Annotated in this window: 16 protein-coding genes; all 16 read right to left on the reverse strand. The window is 37.5% G+C overall.

Annotated features, from left to right (window positions below):
* A complete protein-coding gene (nuoH, locus tag KYH19_RS18130) occupies nucleotides 1-1,038 on the reverse strand; it encodes an NADH-quinone oxidoreductase subunit NuoH (RefSeq protein WP_132398863.1) in 1,038 nt (345 codons plus the stop codon).
* Nucleotides 1,038-2,048, reverse strand: coding sequence for a 2Fe-2S iron-sulfur cluster-binding protein (locus tag KYH19_RS18135; protein ID WP_121284277.1), 1,011 nt, complete (start codon nucleotides 2,046-2,048; stop codon nucleotides 1,038-1,040). The genes nuoH and KYH19_RS18135 overlap by 1 nt, the downstream gene beginning before the upstream one ends.
* Before the next feature lie 189 nt (nucleotides 2,049-2,237).
* Nucleotides 2,238-3,605: an NADH-quinone oxidoreductase subunit NuoF gene (nuoF, locus tag KYH19_RS18140; RefSeq protein WP_219076122.1), complete on the reverse strand. Its 1,368-nt coding sequence runs from the start codon at nucleotides 3,603-3,605 to the stop codon at nucleotides 2,238-2,240.
* Between the two features lie 80 nt (nucleotides 3,606-3,685).
* Nucleotides 3,686-4,198: an NAD(P)H-dependent oxidoreductase subunit E gene (gene nuoE / locus KYH19_RS18145; RefSeq protein WP_219076123.1), complete on the reverse strand. Its 513-nt coding sequence runs from the start codon at nucleotides 4,196-4,198 to the stop codon at nucleotides 3,686-3,688.
* Nucleotides 4,191-5,405: an NADH-quinone oxidoreductase subunit D gene (locus KYH19_RS18150; protein ID WP_219076124.1), complete on the reverse strand. Its 1,215-nt coding sequence runs from the start codon at nucleotides 5,403-5,405 to the stop codon at nucleotides 4,191-4,193. The genes nuoE and KYH19_RS18150 overlap by 8 nt, the downstream gene beginning before the upstream one ends.
* A 3-nt stretch (nucleotides 5,406-5,408) precedes the next feature.
* Complete coding sequence (locus tag KYH19_RS18155; RefSeq protein ID WP_132398859.1) at nucleotides 5,409-5,909, reverse strand: NADH-quinone oxidoreductase subunit C; 501 nt, start codon at nucleotides 5,907-5,909, stop codon at nucleotides 5,409-5,411.
* Nucleotides 5,909-6,451 (reverse strand): NADH-quinone oxidoreductase subunit B, encoded by a 543-nt coding sequence (locus tag KYH19_RS18160; RefSeq protein WP_057931427.1) that lies wholly within the window; start codon nucleotides 6,449-6,451, stop codon nucleotides 5,909-5,911. Before KYH19_RS18160 ends, KYH19_RS18155 begins: the two co-directional genes overlap by 1 nt.
* 228 nt (nucleotides 6,452-6,679) lie before the next feature.
* Complete coding sequence (locus tag KYH19_RS18165) at nucleotides 6,680-7,051, reverse strand: NADH-quinone oxidoreductase subunit A (RefSeq protein WP_219076125.1); 372 nt, start codon at nucleotides 7,049-7,051, stop codon at nucleotides 6,680-6,682.
* Nucleotides 7,052-7,134: 83 nt separating this feature from the next.
* The gene (locus tag KYH19_RS18170) at nucleotides 7,135-8,856 is read right to left on the reverse strand and encodes a tetratricopeptide repeat protein (RefSeq protein ID WP_132398855.1); all 1,722 of its coding nucleotides are present in this window, start codon (nucleotides 8,854-8,856) and stop codon (nucleotides 7,135-7,137) included.
* 78 nt (nucleotides 8,857-8,934) lie between these two features.
* Nucleotides 8,935-9,840 (reverse strand): PstS family phosphate ABC transporter substrate-binding protein, encoded by a 906-nt coding sequence (locus tag KYH19_RS18175; protein WP_132398853.1) that lies wholly within the window; start codon nucleotides 9,838-9,840, stop codon nucleotides 8,935-8,937.
* An 8-nt stretch (nucleotides 9,841-9,848) separates the two neighbouring features.
* Nucleotides 9,849-10,076, reverse strand: a complete 228-nt coding sequence (locus tag KYH19_RS18180; protein WP_219076126.1) for a hypothetical protein — start codon at nucleotides 10,074-10,076, stop codon at nucleotides 9,849-9,851.
* A gap of 6 nt (nucleotides 10,077-10,082) precedes the next feature.
* The gene (locus KYH19_RS18185) at nucleotides 10,083-10,901 is read right to left on the reverse strand and encodes an energy transducer TonB (RefSeq protein WP_219076127.1); all 819 of its coding nucleotides are present in this window, start codon (nucleotides 10,899-10,901) and stop codon (nucleotides 10,083-10,085) included.
* A gap of 17 nt (nucleotides 10,902-10,918) precedes the next feature.
* Complete coding sequence (locus KYH19_RS18190; RefSeq protein ID WP_121284287.1) at nucleotides 10,919-11,425, reverse strand: biopolymer transporter ExbD; 507 nt, start codon at nucleotides 11,423-11,425, stop codon at nucleotides 10,919-10,921.
* 3 nt (nucleotides 11,426-11,428) lie between these two features.
* Nucleotides 11,429-12,043, reverse strand: a complete 615-nt coding sequence (locus tag KYH19_RS18195; protein ID WP_132398847.1) for a biopolymer transporter ExbD — start codon at nucleotides 12,041-12,043, stop codon at nucleotides 11,429-11,431.
* 79 nt (nucleotides 12,044-12,122) lie between these two features.
* Nucleotides 12,123-12,953: a MotA/TolQ/ExbB proton channel family protein gene (locus KYH19_RS18200; protein ID WP_132398845.1), complete on the reverse strand. Its 831-nt coding sequence runs from the start codon at nucleotides 12,951-12,953 to the stop codon at nucleotides 12,123-12,125.
* 299 nt (nucleotides 12,954-13,252) lie between these two features.
* The gene (gene pckA, locus KYH19_RS18205) at nucleotides 13,253-14,848 is read right to left on the reverse strand and encodes a phosphoenolpyruvate carboxykinase (ATP) (protein ID WP_219076128.1); all 1,596 of its coding nucleotides are present in this window, start codon (nucleotides 14,846-14,848) and stop codon (nucleotides 13,253-13,255) included.
* Nucleotides 14,849-15,040: the final 192 nt, after the last annotated feature.

Raw genomic sequence — 15,040 nt, forward strand, 5'->3', positions numbered from 1 at the left:
TTAAAACTTCTCAATAATCGCAATCACAACACCTGTTATTATAATATTGGCAATAGCCAAAGGTATTAAACCTTTCCAACCTAAATTCATCAATTGATCGTAACGGAAACGAGGGATTGTCCAACGTACCCACATAAAGAAAAAGATGAAAGCACATATTTTAGCAAAGAAAACTGCTGTTCCAAAAAGTGGTGCCCAGGTTGGACCTAACCATACTGCCATCGAATCCATACCAGGGTAATTGTAACCACCCCAGTATAAAGCTGCCATTACCGCCGATGATACAAACATATTGATATACTCCGCAAATAGGTAAAAACCTAATTTCATTGAAGAGTATTCTGTATGGTAACCACCAATTAATTCTGTTTCACATTCAGGTAAATCGAATGGCGCACGGTTGGTTTCGGCAAATGAGCAAACCATAAAGATTAAAAACCCTAGTGGTTGATATAACACATTCCATCTCCAGCCATGTTGCTGATCAACAATTTCTTTTAAGCTTAAGGTATTCGTCATTAAAAGCAAAGCGATGATCGATAATCCCATTGCAATTTCATAACTGATATTCTGTGACGCTGCACGAATGGCACTCAACAAAGAATATTTGTTGTTGGATGCCCAACCACCAATCATTACACCATAAACACCTAAAGAAACTACTCCGAAAATGTATAAAACACCAACATTGATATCCGCAACTTGTAAAGAAACTGTTTTACCTGCAATTAAAACAGGGCTACCCCATGGAATAACTGCAGTACCAATACAGGCGCAGAGTAAAGCTAAACCCGGACCAGCGATAAATAAAAACCGGTTTGATGAGGTTGGAATAATTTCCTCTTTCATAAACATTTTTAAGCCATCGGCCAATGGTTGTAAAATACCAAATGGGCCAGCTCTATCTGGTCCTAAACGATCTTGTAAATATGCAGCAACCTTACGTTCTGCATAAGTAGAATACATGGCAATAACTAAACTGATGCCGAAAATTACAGCTACCAGGATAAATTTTTCTATAACAAAAGCGCTATCCATTAGTATTTAACTGTTTTATGTAATTCAATTTCATTTGCAGCCTGTAACGCCTCATTTGGCTGAATTACGTGCAAAGGTTTTAATGTTTCGTAGTGGTTTGATGCAATTACCGAAGTATCATCAATGTGCGTTGGATGTTCAATTACCCAATCAGCAGTTGCTTTTTTATCGAAGCGGCAAGTATTGCAAATAAATTCTTCTACTTCTCCAAACTGATCTTTACGGGCCGTAACACGTAAAACATCTGCTCCTTTATACCAAAGTGTTACTTTACCATTGCATTTTTCGTGATCGCAATCGCGGTGTGCATCAACTGGTTTGGTAAACCAAACACGGTTTTTGAAACGGAAAGTTTTATCGGTTAAAGCACCTACAGGGCAAACATCGATTACATTTCCTGAGAAATCGTTATCAACAGCCTGGGTGATGTAAGTAGAAATTTCAGAATGATCGCCACGGTTTAAGATACCATGAACACGTTTGTTCGTAATCTGATCGGCAGTGAAAACACAACGGTAGCACAAGATACAACGGTTCATGTGCAACTGGATCTTATCACCTATATCGATACGTTCAAAAGTACGGCGTTCAAACTCATAACGTGTTTTTTGCAAGCCATGTTCGTAGCCCAAATTCTGCAAATCGCACTCTCCTGCCTGATCACAAACAGGGCAATCTAAAGGGTGATTAATCAATAAAATCTCCACAACGCCTGCACGTGCTTCCAAAACTTCTGGTGAAGTAATGTTAAGCACTTCCATCCCATCCATTACGGTTGTGCGACAAGAAGCCACCAACTTAGGCATCGGGCGAGGATCTTTTTCCGAACCTTTTGTTACCTTAACGATACAGGTACGGCATTTGCCACCACTTCCTTCTAACTTAGAATAATAGCACATAGCTGGCGGAACAATATCACCTCCGATCTGCCTTGCAGCATTCAGAATGGTTGTTCCGTTATCAACCTCTACTGTTATCCCATCTATCGTAACCTTAACTTTTTCACTCATGGTTAATGATATTCTTTTATTTTTTGTACTTCTAACGTCATTACGAGGTATGAAGCAATCCTTTTTATTCAAGCCATGGTTCGTGTCTCCACGAACCAGTTCATTTCGCTTTCTTCTCGTGAGAACACGAATCGGGGCGCTTTTTATAAATTCTTATTTTATAAGATCGCAAATTGCGACCTTAAGATCTTATTTCTCTTCCGCTACCGGAGCTTTTTCAATCGGTGTTGCATAATTTGCAATACCGTAATTTTGGCTCTGGCTTTTAACAGGTTCTTTAATGTGCCATTCAAATTCATCTCTGAAGTGACGGATTGCACTGGCTACTGGCCAGGCTGCTGCATCACCTAATGGACAAATGGTATTACCTTCAATTTTGCGTTGGATATCCCACAGTAAATCTACATCTTCCATTTTACCATGACCATGTTCGATTTTATGCAACACTTTTTCCATCCATCCAGTACCTTCACGGCAAGGCGAACATTGTCCACAGCTTTCATGATGATAAAAACGGGAGAAATTCCAGGTATTGCGAACAATACACTGATCTTCATCAAAAGCAATAAAACCGCCAGAACCCATCATGGTTCCGGTAGCAAATCCACCTTCTGATAACGATTCGTAACTCATTAAACGAGGTTCGCCGTTGGCATATTTCAAGGTTAAATTAGCAGGCAAGATAGGCACAGATGATCCACCTGCAACCGTTGCCTTTAAACGTTTACCATTGGCAATACCGCCACAATACTCGTCTGAATAAATAAACTCTTCTACTGGTAAACCTAATTCAATTTCATACACGCCTGGTTTCACCAAATTACCGGATGCAGATATTAATTTTGTACCTGTACTTCTACCGATACCAATTTTAGCATATTCATCTCCACCATCATTGATAATTGGAACAACAGCAGCAATCGATTCAACATTATTCACCACAGTTGGACAACCATACAAACCTGCAATTGCCGGAAATGGTGGTTTAATACGTGGATTACCTCTTTTGCCTTCAAGCGATTCTAACAAAGCAGTTTCCTCACCGCAAATGTAAGCGCCACCACCTGGCTGAACATATAATTCTAAATCGTAACCTGTTCCTAAAATATTTTTGCCCAACCATCCGGCAGCTTTAGCTTCAGCAATTGCTTTTTCTAAAATGCGGATCTGCGGCATCATTTCGCCGCGTACATAGATATAAGAAACCTTTGCACCTAAAGCGAAACTCGAAACAATCATTCCCTCAATTAAAGCATGAGGGATGTAAGTCATTAAATAACGGTCTTTAAAAGTTCCTGGCTCAGACTCATCAGCATTACACACCAAATAACGTGCAACACCTTCAGGTTTAGCCAAAAAGCTCCATTTCATCCCCGTTGGGAAACCCGCACCACCGCGACCGCGTAAGCCTGATTTTTTAACCTCTTCAACAATCTCTTCAGGTGTTAAAGTTTTCAGGGCTTTTTCCACAGCACGATACCCGCCTTTTTGGCGATAGACTTCAAGTGTATTGATGCCCGGTACATTTATATGCTCAAGTAGTAATTTACGGCTCATTATTTATAGATATGAGATGTGAGATATGAGATTTTAGACCAATTGCCTATTCTCATATCTCATATCTAGTTTCTCAAATCTTATTTATTTTTCAAATCTTCAATCAATTTATCTACACTTGCTTCAGTCAGGTTTTCGTAGAAAGTATATTCCGGGCTTATTTGCAACACCGGTCCGTAACCGCAGGCAGCTAAACATTCAACTCCTCTAAAGCTGAATAAACCATCGGCAGTAACTTCACCTTCTTTAACACCTAACCTGTTTTCCAGGTGGCTTAATATTTTTTCGGCACCAACCAGGCAACAAGGGCCGGTACGGCAAACCTCTAAAGCATATTTACCTTGTGGTTTTAAAAAGTACATGGTATAAAATGTGGCCACTTCATAAACTTCAATTGGCTGAATATTTAAATATTCGGCAACTTTATCCATCGCTGGTGTACTTACCCAAAGGTATTCAGCCTGTACCAGGTGCAAAAGTGGCAACAATGCTGATTTGCTTTTATCTGCCGGATAACGGCCTTTAACTTCATCAAATTTGGCCAGCAATTCTGATGAAAACACTACAGGTGTTTGTTCTTCTACTTTAAGCATCTAATTCTCCTGCAATAATATTCATACTACTCATGTTGATAATGGCATCAGACAACAACATGCCTTCGCTCATTGGTGCAAACATCTGGTAGTTTATAAAACTTGGTCTGCGGAAGTGTAAACGATATGGTGTACGGCCTCCATCATTAATCAGATAAAATCCTAATTCACCATTTCCGCCTTCTACAGCATGATAAACTTCTGCTTTTGGGGCATCAATCTCACCCATCACAATTTTGAAGTGATAGATTAATGCTTCCATATTATTGTAAACTTCTTGTTTTGGAGGAAGGTAAAATTCAGGAACATCGGCATGGAAAATACCTTTTGGTTCTGTTTTTAACTTCACAAGCGCTTGTTCGATAATGCGGATACTTTGCCACATTTCCTCGTTACGCACTAAATACCTGTCGTAAATATCTCCACTTGTGCCTACCGGAACCTCAAAATCGAAATCCTGATAAGAAGAATATGGATCGCTTACACGAACATCATAATCTACACCAGTAGCACGTAATAACGGACCCGTCCAGCTATATTCTAAAGCAGTTTCTTTAGTTACCTCTGCAACACCAGCCGTTCTGTCAATAAAAATACGGTTACGTGTTAACAGATTTTCGAACTCTTTTAATGCTTTAGGGAACTCTTTTAAAAACTTATCGATTTTAGCAAATGCGATATCATTGAAATCCCTTTCGAAACCACCAATACGTCCAATATTTGTTGTTAAACGTGCCCCACAAACTTCTTCGAAGATTTCGTAAATGTGTTCGCGAAACTGAAAAAGGTATAAGAAAGTGGTAGTAGCTCCCGTATCCTGACCAATAATCGTATTACAGATAATGTGATCGGCAATACGCGAAAGTTCCATAATGATTACCCGAAGATAATCTACACGTTTCGGCATTTGAATATTTAACAACTTCTCAACCGTCATGTGCCATCCCATATTATTAATAGGGGAAGAGCAATAGTTTAAACGGTCTGTAAGTGGGGTAATCTGATAAAATGGGCGATGCTCGGCAATCTTTTCGAAAGCACGGTGAATGTACCCGATGGTAGAAACGCCGCTTACAATACGTTCACCATCTAATTGCAAAACGTTTTGAAAAACGCCGTGTGTTGCAGGGTGCGTTGGACCTAAGTTTAAGGTTACCAGCTCACTTTGCGGGTCGTTATCTGTAAATACCGGATGGTTATGATTCATAGTTTACCTTCCAAAAAATTCGTCTTTTTTATCTACTCTGTTCGGATCTTCCAATGGATATTGCTTCAGCATCGGGTGAACACCTAAATCATCCATATTTAAAATACGGCGTAAATCCGGGTGACCTTCAAATTTAACCCCGAACAAATCGTAAGTTTCGCGTTCCATCCAGTTGGCACCTTTCCAAACGGTTGTCGCTGTAGGGATAGTTGGATTTTGCTCTGAAATGAAAACCTTAATCCTGACCCTGACTTTCTCTACCATGTTATGCAGATGGTAAACAACAGCAATACCGTGGTCTTTACCTGGATAGTGAACTGCTGTGATATCAGTAAGGAAATTGAATTTTAATTCTTCTTTAAGATGCGAAAGCACATTGATGATCACATCTTTATAAGTTACAAAGGTTAGTAAACCATAAGGCTCAGAAACGGCAGTAACTTTTTCGCCAAACTTTTCAGTTAGCTTAACGTGGATATCGTTATTTAGTGTCGTTTCTTCCATTATTTAATGCCATATTGACCTAAAAGTTCCTTGTAATAATCAGAATTTCTTCTTCTGCCCGATTCGCTTTTCACTAAATCCTGAATACGCTGAAAACCATCTAAAATAGCTTCAGGTCTTGGCGGGCAACCCGGAACGTAAACATCCACAGGGATAACCTCATCAATACCTTGCAATACGGAATAAGTATCGAAAATACCGCCACTACTTGCACAGGCACCAACCGCCATTACCCAACGTGGCTCTGCCATTTGGATATAAACCTGTTTTAATACAGGAGCCATCTTTTTAGCGATAGTACCCATAACCATTAAAACATCTGCCTGGCGTGGAGAAAAGCTTAAACGTTCAGCACCGAAACGACCTAAATCGTAATGAGAACCCATGGTTGCCATAAACTCAATTCCGCAACAAGAAGTTGCGAAAGGTAATGGCCATAATGAATTTGAGCGGGCCAAACCAATCACTTTATCAAGAGAAGTGGCAAAAAAGCCAGATCCTTCAATTCCTGGAGGCGCATCAACTATATTAATTTCACTCATGTTTATAAACAAAAAATGCTCATCCCTTTGCAGAATGAGCAACAAATTTACAATATTTTAAAGGCAAATAAACTAGCTTTACTTGATTTAGAACCTTTCTAAATAATTAAAACAACCATAAGTTAGTGTAAGTGATACACATTTCAGTTTTCAGCTGGCAATTTTCAGTTTACAGTTTTAAACCCGGAACTATTAACGGCCAATTATGAACTGATAACTTGAACTTGATTAGTTCCAGTCTAAAACTTTTTTCTTGATTACGTAGATAAAACCAAGCAATAATGTACCCATGAAAATGAACATTTCAATCATTCCATCCATCCGTAATGCACGGAAATTAACTGCCCATGGATACATAAAGATCACCTCTATATCGAACAGTACAAATAGGATAGCTACTACAAAATATTTGATAGAGAAAGGCTGGCGGGCATTACCTACTGATTTTATACCTGCTTCAAAGGTTTCTAACTTATCACTCGTTTTGCGTTTTGGACCTAAAAAGTGAGTAGCTACCAATGTGGTTACCACAAAACCTAGAGCAACAATTACTTGAAATATAATTGGTAAAAAATCTATAGATGAACTTTGAGCTTGCATAATTATTATTTTGTGATGCAAAAGTAAAAGAAAAAGGCAGACTAACCAAACTCTGCCTTTTCTAAATTATTTAACTTTTTAAATTATTTGCCTTTACCTTTTGTCTTTGAAGCAGCTGCAGGTGACTGCAACTCTTTAAGCTTAGCCGCAGCAAAAGGGCCTTGTGGATCTAGCGCTATACTTTTGTTTAAGAAATCTATAGCTTTTGCTTTATCTTTATCAGCGTAATAAGCACCAAGATAATCGTAAGATTCTACAAGGTTTGTTTTATTTGTCGCTTGTTCTTCAGGCTTAACTAAGCTAATGTATTTTTCAAAATATGGAATAGAAGCATATTTTGGATTAGCTTTATCTTCTAACAAGTTAGCAATTCTCGCTCTTGTAAAATAACCTAAAGCAAATTCTGGAGAAACTTTATTTAAGTGACTCAATGCTGAATCTGCCTCAACCAATGCAGCTGTATTTAATGGTTTTTTATCTTTTTGAGCAAAATAACCTTCCAAGAACCTTGTTTGACCTACGTAGTAATAGTTGGTTAACGAGCCTTTACCATTTGGATTGTACTTAATTGCTAATGTATAAATCTCTGCTGCCTTACCATATTTTTTGGCTTTATACAAAGCTAAACCGGCTTCAGCTAAGGCATCAGCGTTAGTAGAATCCATTTTAGCAGCTTCTATAATATTAAGAACACCTAAGCTATCTTGACCAGCTTTCAATTGTGCTTTACCTAAATACAGGTAATCGTTACCTAAAATCTTTGTTTTATCTTTTTCTTTTGCAAAGAAATCAGTTAAGCTGGTTAAGGCCTGAGGATAGTTTCCATTTTCGTAAGCTGCCCAACCTTTCATCCTTGAAACAATGTTACCTTTAGGATCATTTGCAGGAACCTGCAATGCAGTAGCTACTTGTTCTAAGGTTTTGAAATCTTTTGCATAAAATAAGAATTGAGCATAACGTAATTGAGATTCCAAAGACTTATCTGTTAAATCCATGTACTTTTTATAATTCTCAATCGCTTTTGCTGCTTTTTCTTTATCTGTACCAAAGCTACTCCATTGTAAATATAACTCACCTAATTCGCGATAAGCAGGGCCATAGTTTGCATCAGCAGCAATTACATCCTGTAATTCTTTTTCACCTTCAGGAAAAGCCCTGGATTCTTTATACATTTTACCAATCTGCGTTTTAGCTCTTCTGTTGTTAGGATCAATATCACCAACACGCATGTATGGACCTAATGCCTCAGAATTTTTCTTTTGTAATGCATAGGCATCGCCTTGCGCCAGGAAAACTTCAGCATCTTTATCTTTAGAATCTAATTCGTCTGCTTTAGTAATGTTAGCTAAAGCATTAGTGAAATCAGGTTTTGATACATCATCACTAGGTTTATCCTGTGCTAAATAAGCTTTACCAATATACAGGTAAGTTTTGTAATTCTTTTTATCAAGTTCAACAGCTTTGTCGAAGTTTGTTTTCGCAGAGGTTGGATTATTAGACAACATATCTGCTTCACCTAAACCAATTAGGTTTAAGTTGTTTTTCGGATCTGCAGTAATACCTTTGGTAAATACAGCTCTTGCAGAGTCGATATAACCGGTTTTTAAATAAACCAAGCCAAGATTGTAATAATTATCACCATCTGAAGCTTTTGAACTCACCAATGATTTAAGCATTGATGATGCTTTTTGATACTGCTCCGCGTCGATGGCTTTTTTCGCGTCATTTAAATCTTGAGCAAAAACTGCAGAACCCATCAACACCAAACCTACATTTAAGGTTATTGCTTTCTTTAAAATTTTCATCGGATATTCTGTTTTTTATTTAATAAAAATGAAGTGTCTCTTTAGATTTACTTCGTGGTTCAATTTATAAATTTTAATTTAATTTCCTTTAGTCAGGTTAATTTGTCTTGGCATTAACTTATGTGGGCCAAGTCCGGATTTAAGTACAATCAGTTGTCCTCTCTGACTTCTTAACCATGTTGCAAATCCTGTGCCTAAACCATCTCTTCCTTCGCAATCTATAATATTTATATTTCTTAAGAAAGGATAAACGCCGTTAATCAGGTTATCTTGAGTTGGTTTATAGAACTGATCATCTCCTACCTTTCCCTTTACATTCTTGACCCCTAATACTTTTATCTTCGAAAGGTATTCGCTCATCTCTGTATCTTTTCCTGTGATCCAATTCACGCCCAAAATACCAATAAAATTTTTATCTTCTGCAATAAGTTTAATTACTTCTTTGCTTGAATTTTTTGAGTAAACACCCGTAGCTGGAAACTGGCTGATATGGGCCAACTCTTTAAAATACTGAAAGGTACTAGAATAAGCGTTATCAAAGACCAGTTTTTTATCTGATTTCTTCCCTTGCAAGATATCAATTACCTCATTAACGTTAATTGTACTATCGATATTGCCCTGATTTGTAATTAAAGCAATACCATCAATAGCAAAACGCGAAGAGTTGATCTTAATATTACGCTGATTATAATACTTCTCTTCTGCTTTAGTTAATAACCTTGGTAAAACAATTACCCTTACGCTATCATTCAGGAATGAAGGTAATAATTTTTCTTCAGGTTTAACTGTCGCCTCAAATTTTGCATCCGGGTAATCTAAACCAAAAATATTGATCTGATCTTGAACTATCGGCCCAACACTTTCATCAACCAATATTTTTAAAGTACCACTTGTTCTGGTTTCTTTAACTGCATCTGTCTTGTTTTTACGTTTGCATGATACGAGTAAAGCTAGTACACAAAATATTAAAAGGAAATTTTTCATTGAAATGATTAATCGCGCCTACCCAGGCTTAAAAGTCTTACAAAAGCATAAATAATTAAGAAGATACCAATTGCGATACGACCCCATTCCGGAATAGTGCTTAAACGAAGTGCAATAGGTTCATAAAATATGAATGCCAAACCCAATACCACGTAAAACACAAACATGATAAGGCCTAAAATGAGCAAAAACCGCTGTTTAGGCGATTTTTGCTTAAAAATATCAAAATTTAACATCTACTATTAGTTCAATGTAAAGTTAACGTTGATGTTGTATTTTACCCTTACAGGCTTACCATTTTGAATACCTGGATTCCAACGTGGACTCGCTTTTAATACACGGATGGCTTCTTCATCAGTTCCGCTACCCAAACCACGGGTAACTGTGATATCTGTTAATTTACCATCTTTTTCAACAACGAAAGATAAAAACACTTTACCTTGAACGTTGTTCTCCTGTGCCATTGGCGGGTATTTTATTGCTTTACCTAAGTAGCCATAAAATTTAGCTATACCTCCAGGGAATTCTGGTTGTTTCTCGATACTAACAAAGTCATAAACTTTGTTATCATCAACCGCAACGGCAGCTTCTCTTTTTGGTCCTTCACCTACTGGTTCAGCGATATTAATCTCTGCAGTTGGATCACCTTTGATATCTCTCTGACCTGGATCAGCTTCCTTCAATTTTTCAACCGTAGGTGGTTCATCACGAACCTCGATATCGGGTTTTACAATTGGAGGTGGCATTTTCACCTGATCTACCTTTGGTGGCGGTGGCTCTACCGGTGGTGGCGGTGGAGTTTTGGGATCCACTGGTGGTGGTGGAGCTAAAATTACTTCCTGTGCTTTTACCTGATCTTCCTGTTGATCCATTGAACCTTTGATAAGGCTATAGATTTTTGGAGAGAAAAATAATACAAGGAAGATAATAGATCCAATAATTAAGGCTTTGGTGGTATTTGCACCATTACTTTTACGCAATTGATACGCACCATAGGTTTTGTTTTTATCTGCAAAAACCACTTCAAGCCATTCTTTTCTGAATATATCTAACTTCGACATAAAATTGGTTTTACTGATTATAAAATTCCTTTTTCTTTCATGAACTGTTTCTCATTATCAAGGATGTTATCATCGTCGATCTGACGAACCTTAACTTTAAGAATTTCCAACTCATCCATCATATCTACAAAGTTTTGGAATGTAGAACCTGATGTTGGTTTTACCAGTACAACAAAGTCTCCAGCAACGCCTGAGGCGTCAGCTGCTTTTCTATTTTTAACAATAGCATCTTCGATTTGTGAACCAGATTCGATGGTTGGGGCACTTTCGCCAGCTACTCCCATGTACCATGCTACTTTATTGCTTTTACCTAATAAAATAGTCATTGTTTTACTTGCTTTCAGTTCCAATCTGTTCTCAGGTACCTTTTCGTTTTTATCCGGCTTTGCAATATCCATCGCTTGTGGCGTAGAGATTACTGTTGTTAAGATAAAGAATGTTACCAAAAGAAACATTAGATCCACCATCGGAGTCATATCAACTCTTGGGGTGGCTTTCTTCCCGCCTGTGTTTAATTCTGCCATTTCTTATTTCTTTTTAGCTTCAGAGTTGGTAACCAATAAAAACTTGTTTACACTTTGTTTCTGAAGTACATCAATAATCTTTTTAACTACCGGATATTCTTCTTTTGCATCACCTTTAATACTGATACGCATATCCTGATTATTAATCTCTTTAGTTGCTCTACGGGCGTTCAACACCCATGCATTCAACTGGTTGTCAGTCGAATCTGAAGGTATTCCAGGTTGAACCCCTGGTTTCATACGATCAGCACCATTTAAGGCAATAAGAGATTTTAAACTCTGGATCGGAACACCGAAACTTCCTATCGAAGAAAAGCGTTGTATTTCTAACGGAGTGAACGATATTTTGTACTGTTCGCCCATTAGTTCTAATGTTTTCGCTCTTACTTTGACCCCTGCTACTTCAAAGAAAACTTTCCCCTGCCCAATGGTTAATATCGCATTGTTTTCTACGGGTACCTTAAACTCATACGTTGAGGAAGGTGTAGAAACGGCTAGTGGTTCTGGTTGCCTTGCTGTAGCAGTTAAGATGAAGAAAGTAAGTAACAATGATGCCACATCACACATGGCCGTCATATCTGTTACTGTACTTGTTCTTTTAACTTTAATTCTAGGCATAATATTTTTTACTAGTTTTTAATAATGATGATCTTTTTTCCGGTTTTCCATAAAGCCGGTAAAAATTTTTTCAAAATTCTTATTTATGCGAACTAGCGTATGTTTGAACGATGCTGAAACCAGCCTCATCGATTGCGTATGTTAACTTGTCAATTTTAGAAGTTAAGATGTTGTACATGATAATTGCCACAGTAGATACCAAGATACCTGTTGCAGTATTGATCAATGCCTCAGAGATACCTACCGCTAATGCTGACTGATCTGGAGCACCAGAGTTTGCTAAACCGGCGAATGCACGGATCATACCTGTTACTGTACCCAATAAACCTACTAATGTACCGATTGATACCAAAGTTGCAATTACGGTTAAGTTTTGCTCTAACATTGGCATTTCTAAAGCTGTAGCTTCTTCAACCTCTTTTTGAATTGCAACAATTGATTGCTCAACATCCATGTTGGTATCAGCTTCAACTTCGCTGTATTTTTTCAAACCAGATTTAATTACGTTAGCAACTGAACCTTGTTGTTTATCACACTCAGCTTTTGCAGCTTCGATGTTACCTGCGCTTAATAAACCTTGTACTTTGCGGATGAAAGTATCTAAGCTAGATTTTCCACTTGCTTTACCAATAACGATGAAACGTTCGATAGAGAATACAATTACCACTAATAGTAATCCAACTAAGATTGCTACGATAGGGCCTCCTTTGTAAGCTGTTCCAAGATAGTTACCAGGTAATGGTAATTTCTCTCTGTCACCATCGATAAAGTTACTTCCTTCTCCGAATACGAATCTCCAAACACAGAATCCAATGATAATACAAATTGGAATAACGAATGTTGCAAATACATTTGAAGCACTAGAAGAGCTCTCTTTTTTAACAGTTGTTGGTTTTGGTGCGTTTGCCATTTTTTTTGAAATTTTAGTTTTAGTTCTTGTTTTTAATTTTTAGCTGTTTTTTTTCTTTTGTACAACACTCAACGTTTCATATCCGAAATTGTTGCGAAAAACAAATTTATAAATTGATTTTAAATTACAAATTAATAAATCAATAAGCAATTAAATCGTTACTTAGAATTTTGTTTCGGTAATTCACCATAGGTGTATAACAAAAAAATTGCCCCAGCCGAGGCAATTCTTTCACAATAAAAACTAAAAAAAAATCGAATTGCAAATTTTTCGTTCAAAAAATGCATTTTAAAGTGCATTTAACATAATTTTAACGCTTCGTGTCTGCTTTTTGGTACTTTTGTCAGTTCAAACTGCTTAAAATTTTCTGAGAAGGCATCTGCCAGTTGATAAGCTTTTAAAAAATATTCTTCCTGATTACCCCATGTTTTAGAAGGGTCTAAAATATTATCTGGCACACCCGGACAAATTAGGGGCATCATTAATTTAAACACATGATGTTGTTTATAATGGTGGTGATTTAAATCCCCGTTTAATGCAGCTTTGATCATTGCCCGGGTATAACTTAATTTCATCCTTTTACCAACACCGTAAGCTCCCCCACTCCATCCTGTATTTACCAGCCAAACGTGTACCTGGTGCTTTTTCATTTTCTCGCCGAGTAAAGCAGCGTATTTTGAAGGATGCAATGGAAGAAAAGCTTTTCCGAAGCAAGCAGAAAACGTTAACTGAGGCTCAGTAACACCAGCCTCAGTTCCCGCAACTTTAGCGGTATAGCCACTCATAAAGTGAAACATGGCCTGCTCTACGTTTAATTTTGATATTGGAGGCAATACACCAAATGCATCAGCGGTTAGGAAAAAAATATTTTTCGGCACTGCGGCAACAGATGGCAGGATAGCATTATCAATATAATCTATAGGATAAGCTACACGCGTATTTTCTGTTTTATCAATATTGGAGTAATCAACATCTTTTGTTCCTGGGAAAAAGTTGATGTTTTCTAATAATGAGCCAAATTTAATCGCCTTAAAAATCTGAGGTTCCTTTTCTGCTGTTAAATCAACACATTTTGCATAACAGCCACCCTCAAAGTTGAATACGGAATCGTTACCCCAGCCATGCTCATCATCTCCGATTAAACCACGTTCGGGATCGGCAGACAAAGTGGTTTTACCCGTTCCAGACAAACCGAAGAAGATGGCAGTATCTCCATCTTTGCCTACATTGGCCGAACAGTGCATAGAAAGTGTATTTTTATATACTGGAAGAATGAAATTCAGCACGGAGAAGATTCCCTTTTTAATTTCGCCTGTATAACCTGTTCCACCGATCAAAATCATTTTTTTAGTGAAATTGATGATGGAGAAATTTTCCTGACGGGTTCCATCAACAGCAGGATTGGCCAGAAAGCACGGAGCGGCAATAATCGTCCACTCTGGACTGCCTACTAAAGCATCTTCATCAGGACGGATGAATAAATTGTGAGCAAAAAGATTCTGATAAGCTGTTTCAGTAATTATGCGGATGGATATTGCATAATCCGGATCAGCACATGCCGAAGCATCACGTACATAGATTTTTTTGTCGCTAAGGTAACTGGTCAGCTTATTGAATAACTGGTCAAATTTTTCAGGACTGATTTTAATGTTTACATCTCCCCACCAAACCTGGTCTTCGGTTATACTGTCGCACACGATAAACCTGTCTTTAGGCGAACGTCCGGTAAATTTACCGGTATCAATGGCCAGCGCTCCCGATGCCGCCATTGTACCTTCTTTATTTAATAATGCTTCATCAATCAACTCTTTTGGAGACAACTGGTACTTTACAGCAATGTTCTCGCCTAGATTTAAATAGCTTAAATCTGGCGTTTGCAGTTTCTTTTTGCTCATAACAATAAGTTAGTTAGTGGAGCAAAGGTAAAGACTTATGTTGCACAAAAACGAGTTTTAAAACATAATTTTTTACATATTGTAGCAAATACACTATGATTTAAACACCTCATTTACAATATATTAAAAAGTATTTTTGATTATAAAAAATTTTAAAAAAATACACTAAGTTAAATTTGGTAAATGGTTTTA

It is taken from the genome of Pedobacter sp. D749 (assembly GCF_019317285.1).
In the GTDB taxonomy this organism is placed as follows: Bacteria; Bacteroidota; Bacteroidia; order Sphingobacteriales; family Sphingobacteriaceae; genus Pedobacter.

Bases quoted from the DNA above. Each gene is read 5' to 3' on its own strand.
- KYH19_RS18190 (WP_121284287.1), bottom strand. From the start codon at position 11,425: ATGGCAGAATTAAACACAGGCGGGAAGAAAGCCACCCCAAGAGTTGAT.
- KYH19_RS18175 (WP_132398853.1), bottom strand. From the start codon at position 9,840: ATGAAAAATTTCCTTTTAATATTTTGTGTACTAGCTTTACTCGTATCA.
- KYH19_RS18160 (WP_057931427.1), bottom strand. From the start codon at position 6,451: ATGAGTGAAATTAATATAGTTGATGCGCCTCCAGGAATTGAAGGATCT.
- KYH19_RS18170 (WP_132398855.1), bottom strand. From the start codon at position 8,856: ATGAAAATTTTAAAGAAAGCAATAACCTTAAATGTAGGTTTGGTGTTG.
- nuoE (WP_219076123.1), bottom strand. From the start codon at position 4,198: ATGCTTAAAGTAGAAGAACAAACACCTGTAGTGTTTTCATCAGAATTG.
- KYH19_RS18180 (WP_219076126.1), bottom strand. From the start codon at position 10,076: ATGTTAAATTTTGATATTTTTAAGCAAAAATCGCCTAAACAGCGGTTT.
- KYH19_RS18165 (WP_219076125.1), bottom strand. From the start codon at position 7,051: ATGCAAGCTCAAAGTTCATCTATAGATTTTTTACCAATTATATTTCAA.
- KYH19_RS18135 (WP_121284277.1), bottom strand. From the start codon at position 2,048: ATGAGTGAAAAAGTTAAGGTTACGATAGATGGGATAACAGTAGAGGTT.
- KYH19_RS18185 (WP_219076127.1), bottom strand. From the start codon at position 10,901: ATGTCGAAGTTAGATATATTCAGAAAAGAATGGCTTGAAGTGGTTTTT.
- nuoF (WP_219076122.1), bottom strand. From the start codon at position 3,605: ATGAGCCGTAAATTACTACTTGAGCATATAAATGTACCGGGCATCAAT.
- KYH19_RS18155 (WP_132398859.1), bottom strand. From the start codon at position 5,909: ATGGAAGAAACGACACTAAATAACGATATCCACGTTAAGCTAACTGAA.
- KYH19_RS18200 (WP_132398845.1), bottom strand. From the start codon at position 12,953: ATGGCAAACGCACCAAAACCAACAACTGTTAAAAAAGAGAGCTCTTCT.
- nuoH (WP_132398863.1), bottom strand. From the start codon at position 1,038: ATGGATAGCGCTTTTGTTATAGAAAAATTTATCCTGGTAGCTGTAATT.
- KYH19_RS18150 (WP_219076124.1), bottom strand. From the start codon at position 5,405: ATGAATCATAACCATCCGGTATTTACAGATAACGACCCGCAAAGTGAG.
- pckA (WP_219076128.1), bottom strand. From the start codon at position 14,848: ATGAGCAAAAAGAAACTGCAAACGCCAGATTTAAGCTATTTAAATCTA.
- KYH19_RS18195 (WP_132398847.1), bottom strand. From the start codon at position 12,043: ATGCCTAGAATTAAAGTTAAAAGAACAAGTACAGTAACAGATATGACG.